Source organism: Streptacidiphilus sp. MAP12-16 (genome assembly GCF_041262165.1).
In the GTDB taxonomy this organism is placed as follows: domain Bacteria; phylum Actinomycetota; class Actinomycetes; order Streptomycetales; family Streptomycetaceae; genus Streptacidiphilus.
In genome coordinates, this window is sequence record NZ_JBGCBY010000040.1 from 1 (window position 1) to 19,866 (window position 19,866).

21 protein-coding genes are annotated in these 19,866 nt (G+C 70.5%); 8 read left to right on the plus strand and 13 right to left on the minus strand.

Going from position 1 to position 19,866, the window contains the following annotated elements:
- Positions 1-484: 484 nt before the first annotated feature.
- Positions 485-1,753: a tyrosine--tRNA ligase gene (gene tyrS / locus ABIA33_RS34710; protein ID WP_370087529.1), complete on the minus strand. Its 1,269-nt coding sequence runs from the start codon at positions 1,751-1,753 to the stop codon at positions 485-487.
- Between the two features lie 56 nt (positions 1,754-1,809).
- Positions 1,810-2,451, minus strand: coding sequence for a DNA-3-methyladenine glycosylase (locus tag ABIA33_RS34715; protein ID WP_370087531.1), 642 nt, complete (start codon positions 2,449-2,451; stop codon positions 1,810-1,812).
- 92 nt (positions 2,452-2,543) lie between these two features.
- On the opposite strand from ABIA33_RS34715, the gene ABIA33_RS34720 reads away from it, so the two are divergent.
- A complete protein-coding gene (locus ABIA33_RS34720) occupies positions 2,544-3,095 on the plus strand; it encodes a YbhB/YbcL family Raf kinase inhibitor-like protein (protein WP_370087533.1) in 552 nt (183 codons plus the stop codon).
- A 180-nt stretch (positions 3,096-3,275) separates the two neighbouring features.
- Positions 3,276-3,776 (plus strand): HNH endonuclease, encoded by a 501-nt coding sequence (locus tag ABIA33_RS34725; RefSeq protein WP_370087535.1) that lies wholly within the window; start codon positions 3,276-3,278, stop codon positions 3,774-3,776.
- Positions 3,777-3,894: 118 nt separating this feature from the next.
- On the opposite strand, the gene ABIA33_RS34730 is transcribed toward ABIA33_RS34725, so the two are convergent.
- From ABIA33_RS34730 to ABIA33_RS34755, 6 genes are all read right to left on the minus strand, one after another.
- Positions 3,895-5,958 (minus strand): PQQ-binding-like beta-propeller repeat protein, encoded by a 2,064-nt coding sequence (locus ABIA33_RS34730; protein ID WP_370087537.1) that lies wholly within the window; start codon positions 5,956-5,958, stop codon positions 3,895-3,897.
- 116 nt (positions 5,959-6,074) lie between these two features.
- Positions 6,075-6,380: a 4a-hydroxytetrahydrobiopterin dehydratase gene (locus ABIA33_RS34735; RefSeq protein ID WP_370087539.1), complete on the minus strand. Its 306-nt coding sequence runs from the start codon at positions 6,378-6,380 to the stop codon at positions 6,075-6,077.
- Between the two features lie 66 nt (positions 6,381-6,446).
- Complete coding sequence (locus tag ABIA33_RS34740) at positions 6,447-7,205, minus strand: sulfite exporter TauE/SafE family protein (protein WP_370087541.1); 759 nt, start codon at positions 7,203-7,205, stop codon at positions 6,447-6,449.
- 117 nt (positions 7,206-7,322) lie between these two features.
- Complete coding sequence (locus tag ABIA33_RS34745) at positions 7,323-8,291, minus strand: SPFH domain-containing protein (RefSeq protein ID WP_370087543.1); 969 nt, start codon at positions 8,289-8,291, stop codon at positions 7,323-7,325.
- 77 nt (positions 8,292-8,368) lie between these two features.
- On the minus strand, positions 8,369-8,779 hold the full coding sequence (locus ABIA33_RS34750) for an NfeD family protein (RefSeq protein WP_370087656.1): 411 nt from the start codon (positions 8,777-8,779) through the stop codon (positions 8,369-8,371).
- A gap of 106 nt (positions 8,780-8,885) precedes the next feature.
- On the minus strand, positions 8,886-9,677 hold the full coding sequence (locus ABIA33_RS34755; protein ID WP_370087545.1) for an ABC transporter ATP-binding protein: 792 nt from the start codon (positions 9,675-9,677) through the stop codon (positions 8,886-8,888).
- 94 nt (positions 9,678-9,771) lie between these two features.
- On the opposite strand from ABIA33_RS34755, the gene ABIA33_RS34760 reads away from it, so the two are divergent.
- Positions 9,772-10,587: a hypothetical protein gene (locus tag ABIA33_RS34760; protein ID WP_370087547.1), complete on the plus strand. Its 816-nt coding sequence runs from the start codon at positions 9,772-9,774 to the stop codon at positions 10,585-10,587.
- Positions 10,588-10,722: 135 nt separating this feature from the next.
- Here the strand turns inward: ABIA33_RS34760 and ABIA33_RS34765 are convergent, their stop codons facing one another.
- From ABIA33_RS34765 to ABIA33_RS34775, 3 genes are all read right to left on the minus strand, one after another.
- On the minus strand, positions 10,723-10,974 hold the full coding sequence (locus ABIA33_RS34765; RefSeq protein WP_370087549.1) for a chaplin: 252 nt from the start codon (positions 10,972-10,974) through the stop codon (positions 10,723-10,725).
- 183 nt (positions 10,975-11,157) lie between these two features.
- Complete coding sequence (locus tag ABIA33_RS34770; protein WP_370087551.1) at positions 11,158-11,802, minus strand: response regulator; 645 nt, start codon at positions 11,800-11,802, stop codon at positions 11,158-11,160.
- A complete protein-coding gene (locus ABIA33_RS34775; protein WP_370087658.1) occupies positions 11,795-12,934 on the minus strand; it encodes a GAF domain-containing sensor histidine kinase in 1,140 nt (379 codons plus the stop codon). Before ABIA33_RS34775 ends, ABIA33_RS34770 begins: the two co-directional genes overlap by 8 nt.
- 329 nt (positions 12,935-13,263) lie before the next feature.
- Here ABIA33_RS34775 and ABIA33_RS34780 point away from each other — a divergent pair, with 329 nt between their 5' ends.
- The 3 genes from ABIA33_RS34780 to ABIA33_RS34790 are packed head-to-tail and all read left to right on the plus strand — an operon-like array spanning position 13,264 to position 15,587.
- Positions 13,264-13,971, plus strand: a complete 708-nt coding sequence (locus ABIA33_RS34780) for an SDR family NAD(P)-dependent oxidoreductase (RefSeq protein ID WP_370087553.1) — start codon at positions 13,264-13,266, stop codon at positions 13,969-13,971.
- A complete protein-coding gene (locus ABIA33_RS34785) occupies positions 13,968-15,197 on the plus strand; it encodes an S-adenosylmethionine:tRNA ribosyltransferase-isomerase (protein WP_370087555.1) in 1,230 nt (409 codons plus the stop codon). Before ABIA33_RS34780 ends, ABIA33_RS34785 begins: the two co-directional genes overlap by 4 nt.
- A 30-nt stretch (positions 15,198-15,227) precedes the next feature.
- Complete coding sequence (locus ABIA33_RS34790; RefSeq protein ID WP_370087557.1) at positions 15,228-15,587, plus strand: winged helix-turn-helix transcriptional regulator; 360 nt, start codon at positions 15,228-15,230, stop codon at positions 15,585-15,587.
- A 220-nt stretch (positions 15,588-15,807) separates the two neighbouring features.
- Here the strand turns inward: ABIA33_RS34790 and ABIA33_RS34795 are convergent, their stop codons facing one another.
- Positions 15,808-16,044: a hypothetical protein gene (locus ABIA33_RS34795; RefSeq protein ID WP_370087559.1), complete on the minus strand. Its 237-nt coding sequence runs from the start codon at positions 16,042-16,044 to the stop codon at positions 15,808-15,810.
- Positions 16,045-16,122: 78 nt separating this feature from the next.
- Positions 16,123-17,349 (minus strand): helix-turn-helix transcriptional regulator, encoded by a 1,227-nt coding sequence (locus ABIA33_RS34800; protein ID WP_370087561.1) that lies wholly within the window; start codon positions 17,347-17,349, stop codon positions 16,123-16,125.
- A gap of 103 nt (positions 17,350-17,452) precedes the next feature.
- Between ABIA33_RS34800 and ABIA33_RS34805 the strand changes: the two genes are divergently transcribed.
- Positions 17,453-17,953 carry a hypothetical protein gene (locus tag ABIA33_RS34805; RefSeq protein ID WP_370087563.1) on the plus strand — a complete coding sequence of 167 codons (501 nt, stop codon included), beginning with the start codon at positions 17,453-17,455 and terminating at the stop codon, positions 17,951-17,953.
- A 605-nt stretch (positions 17,954-18,558) separates the two neighbouring features.
- Positions 18,559-18,879, plus strand: a complete 321-nt coding sequence (locus ABIA33_RS34810; protein WP_370087565.1) for a hypothetical protein — start codon at positions 18,559-18,561, stop codon at positions 18,877-18,879.
- Positions 18,880-19,866 lie beyond the last annotated feature (987 nt).

The following is a 19,866-nucleotide window of genomic DNA, read 5'->3' on the forward strand; positions in this document are numbered from 1 at the left end:
TCAACATATCTGGCGTTGACTTTTGGCACGCTGTTGAGTTCTCAAGGAACGGACGCTTCCTTCAAGACCGTCTCACCGGTCTCTCCGGGCGCTTCGTTGTTTTCTCAGCCTAGCAGATCCGTTTCGTCCGGGCGAACCGTCCGAATTTCATTTCTGCTCCCCGCCGAGGTGGGGTGTCGCTTGACGACCGGCGTTACGCTACCGCATTTCCCGGAAACCCGGAAATCGCGGCTACTTATTCGCACGCAAAAACGACCCGATCCGAATCCGACGCAAGCGTCGACTCGGATAGATCAATTAAGGTGGCGGATAGGCTCTGCAACGTGGCGGTCACGTGAGGACCGGTGCGGCGAGGCGAAGCCCCGTGCGACGTACTGGTCCGAATCAGGCGACTCGGTCAACGTTAGACGGTCCTGGCGGCCAAGTCAAACATCGGGGGCGAAGATCCTTTTTGGATCCACGCCCCCGACGGTTGCGGTGCAGGTCAGCCCGCTGCGGCCAGCTCGACGGCGGCGAGACTGCGCTTTCCACGGCGAAGCACGAGCCAGCGGCCATGGAGCAGGTCGGCGGCGGTCGGGACCGCCTCCTCATCCGTCACCTTTGAGTTGTTGAGGTACGCGCCGCCCTCCTTGATTGCGCGGCGGGCGGCCGACTTGCTCTGTACCAGGCCGGTCGCGGCCAGCAGGTCCACCACCGTGACCAGGGACTGGACCTTCGCCTGGGGGAGTTCGGCGACGGCGGCGTCGAGAGTCCGCGCGTCCAGTTCGGTCAACTCGCCCTGCCCGAAGAGGGCCTTGGACGCGGCGACGGCACGGGACAGCTGCTCCTCGCCGTGAACCAGAGCGGTGAGCTCCTCGGCCAGGGCCCGCTGAGCCGCCCGGGCTGCCGGCTTCTCCTGGGTCTGCTGCTCCAGCTCCTCGATCTCCGTGCGCGAGCGGAAGCTGAAGATACGAAGGAAGTTGGAGACATCCCGGTCGTCCGCGTTCAGCCAGAACTGGTAGAAGGCGTAGGGGCTGGTGAGCTCCGGATCGAGCCAGACGGTGCCGCTCTCGGTCTTGCCGAACTTGGTGCCGTCCGCCTTGACGATCAGCGGGGTGGCCAGCAGGTGGACGGACTTGCCCTCGGCCTTGCGGATGAGGTCGCTGCCCGCGGTGAGGTTGCCCCACTGGTCACTGCCACCGGTCTGCAGGGTGCAGCCGTAGCGGCGGTTCAACTCCAGGAAGTCCATGCCCTGCAGGATCTGGTAGCTGAACTCCGTGTAGCTGATGCCCTCGTCGGAGTTCAGCCGGCGCGCCACCGCCTCCTTCGCGATCATGTTGTTGACGCGGAAGTACTTGCCGATGTCGCGCAGCAGGCCGATCGCCGACATCCCGGACGTCCAGTCCAGGTTGTTGACCATGCGGGCCGCGTACGGTCCTTCGAAGTCGAGGTAGCGCTCGATCTGGCCACGCAGGATACCCACCCAGCCCGCAACGATCTCGGGCTCGTTGAGCACTCGCTCGGACGTCGGCTTCGGGTCTCCGATCAGCCCGGTCGCACCGCCCACCAGGCCCAGTGGCTTGTTGCCCGCGAGCTGGAGCCGCTTCATGGTGAGGATCTGCACCAGGCTGCCGAGGTGAAGGCTCACCGCGGTCGGGTCGAAGCCGCAATAGAACGTGACCGGACCGTCCGCGAATGCCTTGCGCAGTGCGTCCTCGTCGGTGGACAGGGCGATCAGCCCGCGCCACTTCAGCTCGTCGACGATGTCCGTCACGGTCTCGCTTCTCCTTAGGTCCGGTGCTGGCAGCCGTACGCACAGCCTGTCCGAGCCTACGCGCTTCGCGCGACCCGATTCTTCCGGGGAGCGTGCCTGCGATAGGGGCTGACGGTGGGGTCACCGGTGATCCAGAAGCGCCACGGGCTCTCTGCTCCCTGCGCCACACCGGTGCGCGGGCCCTGGGAGATCAGGGCGGGCGCGGGCGGCGTGCCGTTCAGGACGCGGAAGGGCGTGCCGGCGCTGCACGCGTCGGCACCGTCGAGCGCGCGGTCGACGCCTAGGGCGAGGGTGAGCCTGGCCGGGCCCCGGGCGAGGTCGGCATCGCGTCGCGGGGTGCCGCGGCGGCTGCGGGCGAGGTCCTGGCCGGAGACAACCTCGCCTGCGCGCAGCAGCACTGCGGAGGCGGTCGGGCCTGGACCGGCCACCAGGTTCATGCAGAAGTGCATCCCGTAAGTGAAGTAGACGTAGACATGCCCGGGTTCCCCGAACATCACCGCATTGCGCGGGGTGGGGCCGCGAAAGGCGTGCGAGGCGGGGTCGGCGCTGCCCGCGTATGCCTCGACCTCGGTGAGGCGCAGCTCGACCGTGCCTTCGGGGTGGTGGGCCACCAGGACGCGTCCGAGCAGGTCGGGAGCCACCTCGACGGCGGGGCGGTCGAAGAAGTCGCGGGTGAGGGGGCTGCGGGCGGCGGGCATGGGGCCCGAGAGTAGTGGACGGAGAAACCCGTCGGGTCGGAACCTCCGGATGCTCGGCCACGGATAGCCTGATGGGCGACAGACAGCGCTGAATGCAGGAGGTTGACGAAGTGTCGGATTCCAGGCGGCCCCTCCCCCACGATTTCCACCCCCCGGTGCCGGAGTTCGAGGTGACCAGCGAGGACTTCAGCGCGGGCGGTGTGCTGCCGCTGGACCAGGTGTACGACGGCGGGAACCTCTCGCCGCAGCTGCGCTGGGCCGGCGCACCCGCGGAGACCAGGAGCTTCGCGGTCACCTGCTTCGACCCGGACGCGCCGACCGGCAGCGGATTCTGGCACTGGTCGGTGTTCGACATCCCCGCCGACGTGACCGAGCTGCCCAGGGGCGCGGGCAGCGGGGACTTCAAGGGCCTGCCTGCCGGTGCCGTGCACGTGCGCAACGACTACGGCACCAGGGACTTCGGCGGTGCCGCGCCGCCGCCCGGGGACGGCCCGCACCGGTACGTGTTCACCGTGTACGCCGTGGATCAGGAGCGGCTCGGTCCCGACGCGGACACCTCGCCGGCGGCGGTGGGCTTCAACCTGCGCTTCCACACGCTGGCGCGGGCGCAGGTCATCGCCACGTACGAGGCGCCGCAGGCGTAGGACGGCCGGAGAACAGCACGACGGCCGGAGAACAACACAAGGACAGCGGCCGGCGAGCCGGAAATTGCGTTGTTCCGGGGCCGGTGCCGCCCTCACAGTGGTCACGCGGACTCCAGGGGTTTCACCCCTGGGGCCCGCAGCACCGCCGTCGGGGCGGACCGATTCCTGGAGGTGGCCGAAATGCGCAACACACTGGTGCTCAACGCGAGCTACGAGCCGCTGTCGACGGTGTCACTGCAGCGCGCGGTGGTGCTGGTACTCCAGGACAAGGCCGTCGTCGAGCACGCGCATCCGCTGCGCCTGGTGCGTGCCGCGTCGGTGGAGCTGCCGCTGCCGAGGGTGGTACGGCTGCGGCGATACGTGCGCGTGCCGTTCCGACAACGGGCGCCGTGGTCGCGGCGCGGGGTACTGGTGCGTGACGGCTTCCGCTGCGCCTACTGCGGGCGGAAGGCGACGACTGTCGATCACGTGCAGCCGCGCTCGCGCGGTGGCGGGGACACCTGGCTGAACACGGTCGCCGCCTGTGCGGCGGACAACCACCGCAAGGCCGATCGGACCCCGGAGCAGGCGGGCATGGCGCTGCTGATCACTCCGTTCGAGCCGACACCCGAGGCTTCGCTGATGCTGGCGCTCGGTGCGCACCGGGACGAATTGCCGGAGTGGCTGCCGCTGCCGGCCTGAGGTTCACCCGATGATTCAGATGGTTCACCTGAAGCTGTCGTCGGCCCGGCGCGGGGGTCCGGGCCGACGACGTACGCGAGCCGTCCCAGCGGACGCAGCAGCCGCAGGCTCTCCAGCGTCAGCCTGTGGCGCTGAACAGGGTCGCCGACGTGTTGTACGTGCTGGTGAACTCCGGCAGCACGGCGACCACGTTGCTCTGGTAGAGCACACGTCCTGAGGTCAGCAGCGAGCCGGTCCCCTGCGGGAAGTTGCCGCCGACGGACTCGTTGCCGGTGGCAAGGTCGTAGTGGCCGAGCCTGGCCGGCTGGCCGAGGCGCTCCTCGGTGGCGACCACCGCCGCCGTGCCGTCGATGCCGACCAGGGCGGAGCGGCCCTTCTCCTTGGGTGTGGCCTGCCACAGCTGGTGGCCGTCGACGAGATTGAAGGCGGTCAGCACGCCGGCGGTGCTGCTGCTTCCGTTCACCGGGTTGAGCTCGGCGACCACGGTGCCGCCCTGGAAGAAGAGGGCCGGGACCGGGTCGAAGCTGCCGTGGGTCGAGTCGAGCTGGCCCGCGGTCTGCGAGACGAAGATGCTGGCCTGGGTGTCGCCCTTGTCGCTGAAGGACATGATGCTGTCCTTGGTCGGGTCGGTCATGTGCACCGAGACCACGGCGGGGCTGGCGGAAAGGACGGTGTAGGAGGCCGCGTTCTGCGGGAGGCCGCGCCACCAGGCGAGCTTGCCGGTGGCCACGTCGAGGGAGATCGCCTGCTGCTTGGGGCTGGTGTCGGCGCAGGTGCTCTGCACCAGCAGGGTGCTTCCGGTGCCGTTGCCGGCGAGGGCGCAGAACTTGCCGGGGCCGCCGTAGGTCCAGCTCTGCTTTCCGCTGGCGATGTCGTAGCCGACGGCCGCGGAGTCGCCGACGGCGACGGCGCGGCTGTCATTGACCATCACCGAGGCGCCGAAGGAGGTGCTCGCGGTGGCGATCTTGGCGGTCCACTTCTGCTGCCCGGTGGCCGTGTCCACGGTGACGAGCTGCGTGCAGGCCTGGCCGGAGCCGGCCTTCGCCTGGAACAGGACCGCACCGACACCCGTGGTGTTGACGGTGGGTGACATCGCGCAGGGGACGGCGCCGGCGGCGGGCGGGATGACGCTCCAGAGCTTGTGGCCGTCCGTGGGGTCGTAGGCGGTGACAGCCATGCCGTCGCCGCGGACGACGGCCTTGGGCAGTATCCAGGAGCCGACCAGCCCGTCGCTGGTGCCGGACGCGGTCACCGCCGCAGGGGCGGCCCAGGTCTTGGTGTGACCGCTGCCGAGGTTGGCCTGCGCGGGCGCGCCGGCGGCGGGCTTCTTCACGGTGCTGCCGCCGCTCCCGGCGACCGCGACTCCGGCCACCGCGACGACGGCCAGAGCGGCAGCGCCGATGGCGGCGCGGATCAGGAAGGTCCGGCGGTCCGTGCCCGGAGCCCGGCCAGTCGCGGCCGCGACGAGGCGGGGCAGCAGCGGACCGTCGGGGACGTGCGGGGACTGCTGCTGGTCAGGGCCGCCCCGGCCCCTGCGGGAGCGGGCCTGGCTGCCGGCCGCGTCGGAGTCGGCGGGTGGCGGCGCGGCGGCGGCGACGGCCTCCGTCTGGTCTGCCTGCTCGGCCTGCTCGGCGGGCGGCTCAGCGAAGGGCTCAGGCGCGGCGGGAGCGTACGGGTCGGCCTGGTAGCCCTGCGAGCCGTACACGTCCTGCTGGTACATCGGCGCGGACGACCACTGGGCAGTGGCCTCGACGGTCTGGGCCGGGCCCGAGTAGTAGCCGGGCTCACCGTACGAGCCGGCGGGGTAGGACTGGTCCGGATACGGCTGCCCGCTGTAGGACTGCTGCTGGCCGGGGTACGGCTGCTGCGGATAGGACTCCTGCGGATACGACTGCTGGGGGTAGGACTGGTCCGGATACGGCTGCTCCGCGTACGACGGCTGGTCGGAGTAGGCGGCGGGGTACGCGGGGTATCCGGGCTGGCCGTAGGCGTCCTGGCCGTACCCGGCCTGCTCGTAGGCAGGCCGACCGTAGGCGTCCTGGCCCTGCGCGGGCTGGGCGGTCTGGGCGTAGCCCTCCGCCTGCTGGCCCTCGGGCTGCCAGTACTGCCCGTAGTCGTACGCCTGAGGCTCCTGCTGTCTGTCGGCGTGCTGTCCGTCGGCGCCGGATGGGTCGCGTTCCATGGGTCCGTAAGCTCCCGCCTTCACGATGCGTCCGTCAGCATCTCATGCGGAGCTTGGGAAGCCTCTGAGAGTCCCCGTGTCCAGGGGCGCCCCGGGGTTCGCGGGCGCCCCTGGAGTCATCGGGTGCCGGTGCCGACCGTGTCGACCGCAGCGTCGATCGCGGCGGCCAGACGGAGGTCCAGCGCGGTGATGCCACCGGCGTCGTGAGTGCTCAGGGCGAAGTGGAGGGTGCGCCAGCGGATGTCGATGTCGGGGTGGTGGTTCATCGCCTCGGCGCTCTCGGCGACGGCGACGACCATGCGGATGGCGGCCGGGAAGTCCGGGGCCTGGAGGGTTCGGAGCAGGGCGTCGCCCTCTCGGTGCCAGGCGGGGACCGCTTTCAGCCCTTCGGCGATCTGCTCGTCGGTGAGTCGTTCGCTCATGAGGTCACTCCCGGGGTACAGAGGGACTGGCGGGATACCTTCAACCGTACCGACAGGGAAGGGACTTCAGCCGATCAGGAGTTTGGTCATCGCGGTGAGGCCGACTGCGACGATGAGGACACGCAGTGCAGTCGGGGGCAGGCGGCGGCCCACCCGCGAGCCGACCTGGCCGCCGATGACGGAGCCTGCGGCGATCAGCAGCGCCGCGGTCCAGTCGATAGTGGCGGCGAAGATGAAGAAGATCGCCGCCACGCCGTTCACGATGAGGGCCAGGACGTTCTTGGTGGCGTTGATGCGCTGCAGGCCGTCGTCGAGCAGTAGGCCCATCAGTCCGAGCAGCAGCACACCCTGGGCCGCACCGAAGTAGCCGCCGTAGACGCCTGTGCCGAAGACGCCGAGGAGCAGGGCGATGCCGCCCTCGGCGCGGGTGGGGCCCTTCCCTCGCACGGCCAGGTACCTGGACAGCCGGGGCTGCACGACGACCAGCAGCAGGGCGATGCCGATGAGGATCGGGACGATCGCCTGGAACGCGGCGGCGGGCAGGAGCAGCAGCAGAATCGCGCCGAGCAGGCCGCCCAGCAGCGAGGCGCTGCCCAGGCGCAGCAGCCGGGGGCGCTGTCCCTTGAGTTCCTCGCGGTAGCCGAGGGCTCCGCTGACGGATCCCGGGACGAGTCCGAGGGTGTTGGAGACGTTGGCGGTGATCGGCGGGAGTCCCACGGCCAGCAGGACCGGGAAGGTGATCAGGGTGCCCGAGCCGACGATGGTATTGATGGTGCCCGCACCGATTCCGGCGACGAAGACGCCGATGGCCTCCCACGGTGACATGGCTGCGCCCCTTCGCTTCTGGTACCTGTGCAGGCTCGATCATGCACGATACGTGGGCGAAGGGGCGCGGCGTTCTACGATGCGGGACTACTGCGCGAGCACTGCGGGTCTACGGGACTACTCCGGGTCGATGGAGGGGTACTCGCGGCGCTTCTCCATGCTGGGCTGGGCCGCTGCGCCGCCGTTGGTGTCGGCGGGGCGGGGGGCGTCCTTGGGAGCGAGGCCGGTGAAGGCCCCGCCGAGGCCCTTGAGCGCGTCGCCGATCTCGCTCGGGATGATCCAGAGCTTGTTGGCGTCGCCCTTGGCGATCTCCGGCAGGGTCTGCAGGTACTGGTAGGCCAGCAGCTTCTGGTCGGCGTCGCCCTCGTGGATGGCCTCGAAGACGGTGCGGATGGCTGCCGCCTCACCGTCCGCGCGGAGCACGGCGGCCTGGGCCTGGCCTTCGGCGCGGAGCACCTCGGCCTGCTTCTGGCCCTCGGCGGTGAGGATCGACGCCTGCCTCGCACCCTCGGCGGTGAGGATCGCGGCGCGCTTGTCACGGTCGGCGCGCATCTGCTTCTCCATCGAGTCCTGGATGGAGGTCGGCGGCTCGATGGCCTTGAGCTCGACGCGGTTGACGCGGATGCCCCACTTGCCGGTGGCCTCGTCCAGGACGCCGCGCAGGCCGGCGTTGATGGTCTCGCGGGAGGTGAGGGTGGACTCCAGGTCCATGCTGCCGATGATGTTGCGGAGCGTGGTGACGGTCAGCTGCTCGATCGCCTGGATGTAGCTGGCGACCTCGTAGGTCGCGGCGCGGGCGTCGGTGACCTGGTAGTAGATGACGGTGTCGATGTTCACCACCAGGTTGTCCTGGGTGATCACCGGCTGCGGCGGGAAGGGCACGACCTGCTCGCGCAGGTCGATGCGGTTGCGGATGGTGTCGATGAACGGCACCACGATGTTGAGGCCCGCGTTGAGGGTGCGGGTGTAGCGGCCGAACCGCTCCACGATCGCCGCGCTCGCCTGCGGGATCACCTGGATCGTCTTGATCAGTGCGATGAACGCAAGCACGACCAGAATGATCAGGACGATGATCACGGGTTGCACATGGACTCCCTCGTTGCGTTCCTCGACCGCGTTCCGGGGCGGGGCGGCCAGTTGTGCCTGCTGTGGAGCTGGTCAGGTCAGAGCACGAGCGCGGTGGCGCCGTCGATCTGGGCGACGTTGACCTGCTCGCCCGGTTCGTAGACCCGTCCTGGTTCGAGGGAACGAGCGGACCAGACCTCCCCCTGGAGCTTGATCCGGCCACCGTGCTCGTCGACTTGCTCGAGTACCAGCGCCGAGGCGCCGGTCAGCGCGTCGATGCCCATGCGGATCCGCGGTCCCTGCCGCAGGTGACGCATGGCGATGGGGCGCACGAAGAGGATCAGCGCGACCGAGACCGCGAGGAAGACGGTGAACTGGGCCACCGCGCCTCCGCCGAGGACGTCGGTGAGAGCCGCCGCTCCCGCTCCGACCGCGAACATGCCGAACTCCGGCATGGCCGTGATCACCAGCGGCACGCCGAGGGCAGCCGCGACGATCAACCACCACATCCAGTTCTCCACGCCTCCATGGTAGGCGCGCGGGGGGTTGCGGGAGAGGGGTTTGCGCAGGTAGTCCGGATGTTGACGGGTCGACAGCAGCGTGCGACGGTCGGTCTCAGCCGAGCGGGAGGCCGCGGGCGGACCAGCGGTCCGCATGGCGCTCCAGGGTCAGCGGGAGACCGAAGCAGAGGGACAGGTTGCGGGCGTTGAGGGTGTCCTCCATCGGACCTGCGGCCAGCACCTTGCCCTGGCGGACCATCAGGACATGGGTGAAGCCGGGCGCGATCTCCTCGACGTGGTGGGTGACCATCACCATGGCCGGCGCCTTCGGATCCCGCGCGAGCGCGCCCAGGCGGCGCAGCAGGTCCTCGCGTCCGCCGAGGTCGAGACCGGCGGCGGGCTCGTCCAGGAGCAGCAGTTCGGGGTCGGTCATCAGGGCGCGGGCGATCAGGGTGCGCTTGCGCTCGCCCTCGGAGAGGGTCCCGAAACGGCGCTCGGTGTACTCGGCCATGCCGAGCAGGTCGAGCAGCAGCCGGGCCCGGGACTCGTCCGACTGCTCGTACTTCTCGTGCCAGTGGGCGGTCATGCCGTAGGCGGCGGTGAGGACGGTGTCCAGGACGGTCTGGCGGCGCGGGAGCTTGTCGATCATCGCGGCTCCGGCCAGGCCGATCCGGGGGCGCAGTTCGAACACGTCGACGCTGCCGAGCTTCTCGCCGAGGATCGCGGCGGTGCCGGTGGAGGGGTGCAGGTACGTGGCGGCGATCTGGAGCAGGGTGGTCTTGCCGGCGCCGTTGGGGCCGAGGATCACCCAGCGCTCTCCCTCGGCGACAGCCCAGGACACCTGCTCCACCAGCGCGCGGCCGTCCCGGACCACGGATACGTCCACCAGCTCGAGCACGTCGCTCATGCGTACGCCTTCCCCAATGCAGAGTGCAGATTGTGTCTACGTCGAGGGAAAACCTACGCCACCGAGGTGTACGACTTCTTCGTAGGCTTGCCCCATGGTGCAGATCCCCGGCGGAAGCCGACCCGATGACGTATTCGAGGAACCCCGATCCGGGCGACTGGTCGCCTGGGGCAACGCGTGGCTCGGCGGCTTCGCCTCGCCGGACGACGCCGCGGAGGCGGTCCGGGGCGCCGACGACGGGCACCGGGTGGAGGGGGTCGACGGGGCGGCCGGAGCCGGGCTGACACTGGCACTGGGCCGGCTGCGGGCGCTGGGCGTGACCGGGCTGCGGCTGGCGCTGCCCGCTCCGGGGCACCCGCTGGGGCTGACCGGGCCTGCCGCGTTCAACGAGCGGGCACTGGGCGCCGGGGAGGCGGTGCTGACGGTGGGCGAGCCGGCGCTGGGGTTCGTGCCGGAGGTGGTGCGCCACGGGACGGCGGACGACGGGCTGACCCGGGTGGCGTGGCACGGGGTTCCGGTGAACCCGGGCTTCCCCGCGGACGTGCCGCAGCTGCGGGACGCGGAGCGGGAGCTCGCGGAGGGGCTGCGGGAGGCGACGGCGATGTTGCTGCGGCTGGACGTGGCCGGGGGTGGTCCAGGGGTGCAACGGGCACTGGAGGCCTACCGGCGGCGCAAGAAGCCGGAGTTGCTGGCGCCGGGGTATCCGGCGCGGGCGGTGCGGGTACTGGAGTCGGCGCGGCAGGTCCGGGCGCTGCTGGCGCTGGCCTCGACCAACGAGGGGGCCGCGGTGAGCGCCGGGGAGATGGTCGCGCGTTCGGAGGCGCTGCGACCGCTGGCGCGGGCGTCACGGCGGGCACAGGTCGCGGCGTACAACGCGATGGTCGACGAGCCGTCGAGGGACAGTCACTGACGCTGACGATCCGTCAGTGTCGGGCCGTAGTCGGCATGAGGCGGCAGGCGGCGTCAAACCGAAGTCGGCGTCAGGCGGTGGGGTGGTGGCCGTCCCGGGCCCACCGGGCTCCTGGGGACGGCCACCCTCACCGCGTCAGTCGTTGTGGCAGCAGTTGCCGAACGCCGGGTTCAGCAGACCGATGACGTTCACGGAGTTGCCGCAGACGTTCACCGGGATGTGCACCGGGACCTGGACGGTGTTGCCGGAGACGACCCCCGGGGAGTCCTCGCTGTGGCCGACGGCGACGGACTGGGCCGAGGCGGCACCCGCGCCGGCCAGCAGGGCGGCGCCGGTGGCGGCGACGACGAGGGCACCCTTGGATACACGGTCCGAAAGTTCGAGCATGTCCTACGTCCTCCTAGAGACGAGCCCGTCACCGCAGTTCGGTGTCGAGCACTTCGCCCTGGAGGCTATTGACCCCAGCCCGTTGATTTCACCTTCTGACACTCTTTCGGGTTGATGTGACTGTTGCGCAGATCTGTTATTCACTCCCCCATTTGGCCTATTCACGCCCCCGGTGCGTCCCGGCTAGCGGGTCATGCCATTGCGGACCGCCCACAATGCCGCCTGCGTACGATCCGCGAGGTCGAGCTTCATCAGAATGTTCGAGACATGGGTCTTCACCGTCTTCTCGGAGAGGTGGAGCACGCGGGCGATCTCCCGGTTGGAGCGACCGTCCGCGATGTGGCCCAGCACCTCCTGCTCCCGCTCGGTCAGCGATCCGCCCCGACCGTGCCCGCCCCTCGGTCCCTCGTCGGCGAGCAGCGCGCCCGCCAACTCCGGTTGCAGCAGCACGTGTCCGGCGTGGACGGAGCGGATGGCGCCCGCGAGCGCCTCCGGGTCGACGTCCTTGTAGACGTACCCGGCGGCACCTGCCCGCAGCGCGGGAACGAGGGTGCGGTGCTCCGTGAAGCTGGTGACCACCAGGACCCGGGCCGGGTTGCCCCGCTCCTTGAGCATCCGCAGCGCCTCGATGCCGTCGGTCCCCGGCATCTTCACGTCCATCAGCACCACGTCCGGCTGCAGTTCCTCGGCCTGCGCGACGCCCTCCGAGCCGTCGCCGGCCTCGCCGACGACCTCGATGTCGTCCTGCACTTCGAGGAAGGTCCGCAGACCCCGCCGGACGACCTGGTGGTCGTCGACGAGCAGCACCCTGATCCGTCCCTCAGCCACCGGGCACCTCCAGTTCCACAACGGTCCCCTTGCCGGGGGCCGACTCGATCCGCAGCGTGCCGCCGACGCCGGCGGCACGGTCCCGCATGGACACCAGACCGAGATGCCGTCCGGCCCGCCGGACCAGCGCCGGGGTGAAGCCGCGCCCGTCGTCGGCCACGGTGAGCAGCGCGCCGCGGCTGGCCGGGGCGGCCCGGAGTTCGACCCGTACCGTCGTCGCGCCGGAGTGGCGCAGGGCGTTGTGCAGGGCCTCCTGGGCGACCCGGAGCACCGCCTCCTCCTGCGCCGAGGGCAGGGCGTGGATGCGGGTGTGGGTGAAGCTGACGTGCGCGGTGTGGGCCCGGTCGAGCACCTCGATGTGGGACGAGAGGGTCGGCAGCAGACCGTCCTCGTCCAGTGCGGCCGGGCGCAGTTCGACGACGACGCTGCGCAGCTCGTCGGCCGCCTCGGCGGCGAGCCTGGACACCTCGGCCAGCTCGGCGCGGGCGCGGTCCGGGTCGCGGGCGACCAGCGCGGAGGCGGCCTGGGCAGTGAGGCGCAGCGAGAACAGCTTCTGGGAGACGGCGTCGTGGAGCTCGTGGGCGATGCGGGCGCGTTCGCCGACGAGGGTGAGTTCGCGGCCGCGCTCGTAGAGCCGGGCGTTGGTCAGGGCGAGGGCGGCGTGCGCGGCGAGGATGCGGAGCAGGGCCTCGTCGTGGCGGGTGAAGGCGGTACCCGGGCCTCGCTCGTCTGCCAGGCTGTGCCTGCTCGCCAGGCTGTCCTTATTTGCCGGGCTGTGCTTGTTTGCCAAGAAGAGGGCTCCGAGGATCTCCTCGCCGTCGAGGACGGGGACGCCGAGGAAGGCGCCCATGTCGGGGTGGGCCTGGGGCCAGCCGCCGAAGCGCGGATCCTGGCGGACGTCGGTCAGCCGCTGCGGTGTGGCCTCGTGCAGCATCGCGGCGAGGATGCCGTGCTGGCGCGGCAGCGGGCCGATCGCCCGCCACTGCTCGTCGCTGATGCCGTCGACGACGAACTGCGCGAAGCCGCCGTGGTCGTCCGGGACGCCCAGCGCGGCGTACTCCGCGCCGACCAGGGTGCGGGCGGAGGTGACGATGCGCTGCAGCACCTCGCGTACCTCGAGGTGTCGGCTCATCGCCAGGACGGCGGCACTGACTGCCTCGATTCCGCCGAGGCAGGGGTCACCGGGTGCGCCGCAACTCTCGGCCGACGGCTCGGGCTGCGGCTCGGGCTGCGGCTGGACGGGCGGGCGTGAGGACATGCGGTCACGGTACCGCCGCGTGATCCACCGGGCATCGGACAGGGGACGCGCTGGGAGCAGGACCTGAGGCCTAGGCCGAAGGACCCTGCCGTCGGATGCCCGGGGACCGAGGTGGTGCCCGGCGCCGCTGCCTAGTGTCGACGACAGGAGCAGTGATCCGGCAGGACGTCACGCAGGACATCACTTCATGGAGGTACGCAATCGTGGCTGTCGCCGTAGTGACCGGGGCCTCGCGGGGGTTGGGGCGGGCGCTGGCGCGGGCCCTGGCCGCCGCGGGCTGGTCGTTGGTGCTGGATGCGCGGGGAGCGGAGGCGCTGGGCGCCGTTGCGGCGGAGCTGGCGGGGCTCGGCGTGCCCGTCGTGGCACTGCCCGGAGACGTGACCGACGCGTCGCACCGGGCCCAGCTGGTCGCGGCCGCCGGCGAGTTGGGCGGGGTGGACCTGCTGGTCAACAACGCCAGCGTGCTCGGCATGGAACCGCTGGGTGTCCTGGCCGAACATCCCGTGGACGGCTTCCGGCAGGCCCTGGAGGTGAATGTGGTGGCTCCGCTGGCGTTGACCCAGGCAGCGCTGCCGCTGCTCCGCGAGGCGGGCGGCGCGGTGCTGAACATCAGCTCGGACGCGGCCGTCGAGGCGTACCAGACCTGGGGCGGGTACGGCGCCAGCAAGGCCGCGCTGGACCACTGGTCGGCGGTGCTGGCGGAGGAGGAGCCGGGGCTGCGGGTGTGGTGGGTGGATCCGGGCGACATGCGGACCGCGATGTACGCGGCGGCGGTCCCCGCGGACGACGACAGCGGGCGCCCCCTGCCGGAGGACGCGGCCGTCCCGGCGCTGCTCGCGCTGATCGGCGGCGCGGCGAAGAGCGGTAGGTACACGGTGGTGGGACAGGCTCCGAAGGAGTGGGAGCGGTGAGGGCGCAGCAGCGGACACTGCCCGACGCGCGCTGGGTCGACGGCGGCAAACAGGGTGGCAAGCAAGGCGGCATGCGCGGTGACCGGGCCGGGCACCGGGCCTTCCCGGCGCGGGAAGAGCTGACCGAGGGGGCGCTGGAGGGGTTCGGTCTGGACGAGTTCGAGCTGCCGGGCGAGCTGGAGGCGACCGCCCCGCCGGAGGAGCGCGGGCGGGACGGGCGCGACGACGTGCGGCTGCTTGTCGGGCGGAGGGGCGGCCGGACGGTCGGCCACCACGCGTTCAGGGAGCTGCCCCGGCTGCTTGACCCGGGCGACGTCCTGGTGGTGAACACCTCCGCGACGCTGCCGGCGGCCGTCGACGGACGGGTGGCGGACACCGGCGAGGCCGTTGTCGCCCACTTCTCGACCCGGCGTTCGCCCACCACCTGGGTCGTGGAGCTGCGCACTCCCGACGGTCGGGGGAGCACGAGGCAGCGGCTCCCGACCGGCGCGGTCACCGTCCGGTTGACGGGCGGGGCGCGGCTGGCCCTGGTGGCGCCGCTGCGTCCGGACGGCCGGGCTGCGTCGGAGCGGCTGTGGACGGCGGACTTCCCGGTCCCGGACCCGCTGGCGTACCTCGGCAGCTACGGCCGGCCGATCCGGTACTCCTACACGGACGTCGACCGGCCGGTCTCGGCCTACCAGACGGTGTTCGCCCAGGCGCTGGGCGAGGTGGAGGGTCCGGCGGCGGCCGGTTCCGCGGAGATGCCCAGCGCGGCGCGCCCGTTCACCGCCGAGCTGGTGGCTCAGCTGGTGAGCCGGGGCGTCCAGGTCGTGCCGATCACCCTGCACACCGGGGTCGCGTCGGTGGAGGCCCACGAGGCGCCCTACGCCGAGTGGTTCGAGGTGCCGGCGTCGACCGCGCGGGTGGTCCGGGCGGCACGGCGGGCGGGGTCGCGGGTCGTGGCGGTGGGGACGACGGCCGTGCGGGCCCTGGAGTCCGCGGCCGACGCCGGCGACGTGCTCCACGCGGCGTCGGGGTGGACCGAGTTGGTGATCACGCCGGACCGGGGGGTGCGGGTGGTGGACGGCCTGCTGACCGGGCTTCACGAGCCTCGGGCGTCACATCTGCAGATGCTGGAGGCGATAGCGGGTCGCCCGCTGCTGGACCTCTCCTACGCCGAGGCGCTGCGGGAGCGCTACCTGTGGCACGAGTTCGGCGACCTGCATCTGATCCTTTCCCGGTGACCGGACGCACACGCAGCGTAAGATCGTCGCGTGAACGAGACGCGGCCGGGGACGCCGCCGGGGACCGTGCCGGAGACGGGTGACGAGCTGGCGAGCGTCTTCGCGCTGCTGGGGAAGCGCTGGACGGTTCCGCTGCTGGCGGCACTGCTGCGGGGCGGGTTCCAGTACGCGGACATGCGCGTGGCCGCGCCCGGGCTGAACGACCGGATGCTCTCCAGGCGGCTGTGCGAGCTGGTGGCCGCCGGGCTGGTGGTCCGCGAGTTGGTGGCGGGCCCTCCGGCGTGCGTCCACTACCGGCTCACCCGGTCGGGGACGGCGCTGGGGCCCGCCCTGGGCGGCTTCCAACGCTGGGCGGAGGAGAACCCGTTCCGTGGCAGGGCTTCGGCCTAGGAGGGTGCTGAAGATCTAGGCCGGGCTCGCGACGCCCTGCGCTCGCGACGACAGCGGCTCCGCCGCGGGCGCTTGCCGCGTTGTCGTCGGTCGCCAACCAACCACGGTTGGCTCCCTCCTCCGCCTTGCAATCGAAGCCGCATGACGCCGCTCCCTGATCCGGCCTAGATCTTCAGCACCCTCCTAGCGAGAAATTGAGAGAAGTCGGTACAGCGGGAAGTCAGAGGCCGTTGGTCCTGCCGTCGAAGAGGATCACCTGGATCCGCTCGGCCGGCTCGGCCTTCGCCCGCCTGCGGTCGGACTCGTGCGGGGACATGGCGACGACGATGCCGGCGACGGTCAGGAAGACGATGATGCCGACCGCGAGCGGCAGGACGAATTCCGCCGCCGGCACGCCGCCGGAGGGCAGGGTGCCGCCGACACGGACCGAGACGGCCTGCATCGCGGTGTAGTGCATGCAACACAATCGCAGATGTAACCTACTGACCTTTCAGTGCCACCCCGCTGAACTGGGGAGCATCGGCGACTCGCGGGGCTAAGCGGCGAGTAAGTGCCCGTGGTCAGCGAGAAGGCGGCTCACTTCCGGCACGTCGGGGAAGGCTTGCAGGCGGCGGAGTACGACACGCGCTCGGTCGGATGTCCGCTCGCTGGCGATCTCGCGGGACAGGCTGATCATGCGTTCCGCTGTCTCAGCTGCCTGCTCTGGTTCGTTGGCATCGGCGTATGCGATGGCCAGCCATGAGAGGTACAGGGCCAGCTCTCGCGCGTGCGTGGTGTCGTATCGACCGAGCACGTCTGTCAGGAGTGGGACGGCACGAAGCGGACGATGCAGCTCGGTGTACGCGCGGGCCTCCATGACCTTGAGCTCGCCAGCATCGACCCAGTAGAGGTACCCGGGCTCGTCTGCGCCTGGGGTGTGGTCCGCCAATGCTGCCTCGGCGAGGCTGAGCGAGCGCATTGCCTCGGGGGCGTTCTTCGCCTTTGTGTACGCCCAAGCGGCGCGGTCATGGGACAGGGCTCGGGCGCGTGCTGGTGCTGTGGGCCCTGCCTCTTCAAGGGCGGCGAGGGACAGCGTGACGGCGTCTGCGGGGTGGCCCGCGTTGGCGTAGTGGTAGGCGAGTGACCCGATGAGGTTTCCTGCCAACGTGGCGTCTTCGGCCTCCCGGGCGGCGCTGATGCCCAGTCGGTAGGCGCGTTCGGCTTGCTCGTTTTGGCCTGCGTCGCTGGCGATCCAACCGGCGATCTGGGCGAACTCCCCAATGGCCACCAGGAGGGCGCGCCCAATGTCCTCGGTGTGCGCACTCTCTCGATAGAGCCTGACGGCGGCTCGGAGCTCTCGGAAGGCAGGAGTGATCAAGTCGCCTCCGGCGAGCAAGTCATCAGCGAGTCGCAACCCATGCACTCGAACGGTGAGATCGGCGACTGCACTCTGTCCGATCTCACGACCTGCGCGGCCGGAGAGCAGGGCGAGCGTGTCTGTTTCCGTTGGTAGCAGCTCATCCAAGGTGGCGGCTGGCGGCGGCTCGGCATTTCTGACGGTGGCAGCTTCCAAGAGATCGCGTTGCACCTCGAACAGACGAGCCAGCCAGGGCAGCCAGAGCTTCGGAGTGCGTGTGCCGTTCTCCCAGCGGTAGACCATGCCTCGCGTGGCTGTGCCCAGGTTGCTGATCTCGTTGAGCTTCTCGGCGACGCGCCCCTGACTCCAGCCGCGTGCGGTCCGCAGACGCCGGAGTAGCTGTCCGAGTGATTCCCCGTCATTCACTCCTTCAGTGTGGCTTACAACTTGGCCTACTAGCTGGCTGCATGCACGAGTTCCCGCGAGCGGCATTGTGAGTTGTACAGCAACTTCTCTGTAGGGAGCGGACGTGATCACGGTGACTGACAGCGGGCTTCGGGAGGATCTCCCAACAGAAACTGCACGTGAACAGGTTCGTCGGACGCTGCCAGGGTCGGTCTCGCTACCCGAAGTCGAGTGGGACCGCGCAGCGTTGCTGTGGCGGCTCACGGTGGATGGCGAACAGCTCGTGGGCGACGACGGGCAGCCGCTCGGATGGGTCCGCTTCTCCGACGCATTTGATGCAATGCGCCTGCGTGAGATCGCGGCCGAACCCCGAGGATCGAGGGCCGGGATGACCACTGAGCGCCCTGCGGTGCCGGTCGTCGGCTCTTGGGTCGTGGATACCCGTACGGACCGTGTCGCCATTGTCCGCGCTATCCAGTTCGGGCGGCTGTACCTCCGCAAGCCGGGGGGCGGGACCGAGTGGGAAGCGATGCCTGTCCATGTGCGCCCCGCGACAGAGCACGAAGCGTTGGCCGGTCGCGTGGCGGACCTCAACCAGCAAAGCCGATTCGGGGGGCGTGCGTGAACGGTCGTCAGGCTGCGGCTATGCGGATTGCTGCACGGGGCTCGGTGTTCCGGTGCGGGTACTGCCGGGGGCTGGTGCGCCTGGCTGACGCTCGGGCGGCGACGGTGCGCGGTGAGGTGCGCTATGTGCACGACTGGCATCCGGTGCGCCCGGGTGAGGGGCGGTTGATCCGCTGAGACTCCCGCCCGGTTCCGGGGCCGCGTGCCGTCTTCCTAGATCAGCGGCGCGCGGGCCTTGATCGCGGGTGGGTCGCTGCCGCTGGCGGACCGGCCTGGCGGTGGCGGGCGGGGTGGGTCCTTTCCTGGCTGGGCTTTCGCCTGGTCGGACCCGCCCCGCGCTAGTCCCCCGCGCGGGGGTGGATCTGAGCCTTCGGCTCCGCGCGGGATGGGCTCCTGGTCCTAGCCCCCCGTCTGGGACCAGGGGCCCACAGAGTGCAACAACCGAAGAGGTGCCGGACCACCCCCGACTTTGCTGGGAGGAGGGTGGTCCGGTGGGCGTGAACCCGGTGCCGATGGTACCCGGGTGCGCACGCATGTTCGTGGACATCCCACTGCCCATCGGCAACATGACGGATCGTCAAATGCCTGGAAGGGGCAGATAACACGATGCAGGACGATGACGCGCGGCAGTGGGAGGGCCAGTTCGCCAACCTGGACCCGGACTGCTGGGCGCTGGTTGCGGGTGTGGACTACGGCGCGGGCTGGCGGTTGGGCAGGGTGGCGGCGGGCCTGCTGAACGATGAGCTGGCGGAGTGCGGTTTCGAGATCTGGGAGATGGAGGCCACTGGCGGCACGCTGGCGGATGGCCGCGCGGTGGTACGGATGGTCGGGTCGTCGTTGGCGGTACAGCGGTTGGTGCGACTGCTGGAGGCTGCGCGTCGGCTGGCTCCGCCCGGCGCGGCTGGAGGTGGGCGCGGTGCCGCGTAGGGGCCTGGGGTTGCACTTTGGTGTCAGGGTGGCAAGCGGCCGGCGGGGCCGGGATTTTGGGCGGTGTCCTTGCCGGGGTTGGGGTCGGGCATGTCCGGGAGGCCGTAAGCTCGCCCCGCGAATCGGTCAGGGCTCCTCACCTGACCGCAATCTGATCGAGTGGCCTCCCGGGCTTGCCCGACGCGGGCCCCGACCGCGGCAAGGTGCCTAAAATCCCGGGCCTGCCGTCCGCCCCCGGCCACCCACACCCCGGCTCCCCTTGGCGCGCGGATGGCCCGGGCGGAGCGGCCCCACGCCGGTCGAAGGACGCAGGGCCCCGAGGACGAGCGCCCGCTCACGGGGAGAGACGGGCGCTCGTCGCTCAGTCAATGTACTGAGCGCGGTCACGGACTGTCGATGACCTGGCCAATCATGTGCTTGTCTGCCCGCAGCGGGCGGGGCTGCCCCACGCGAGCGCTTACCGACGTGGGGCCGCCACGGACGGTCGCCCGCTCGGAGTGGACTGGCGCTCATCCTGGTTGCAAGTTATCCGACGCAGTGGAGGCTGCCGGGGATCTTGGTGGTCGTGTCGCGTTGCACGCAGAGGGCGGCCCGGTCGCCCGACCCGGAACGGCCGAAGGCCGCATGCCCGGTCGGGGTGGCAAGGGCCGCCCGGCGGCGCGCAGCGCCGCCCTTGAGTAAGTACAGAAGAGTTCCGCCACGCACCTTCCCGGCTGCGGTCCCGGTGGATCTCAGGGTCGCCTCAGGGTCGAAACAACTACCGCACGCCCGTTCGATTTGAGACACTGTCAGTAGCACGGATGGGGTCCGCCCATGCCGGAGATCGTTCCGGCGAAACACACTCAACTTTCCTCCCGGTGGGCACCGGTGAGCGCGTCGGGTTATGGGCGTACCCGCCCCCAAGGTCTAGCCAACCAGGCCGACAGGGCCATGATCACCTCCCCCCACTGCGGGTGGACTGTGTCCAAAACCTGTTCCGCCGCCCGT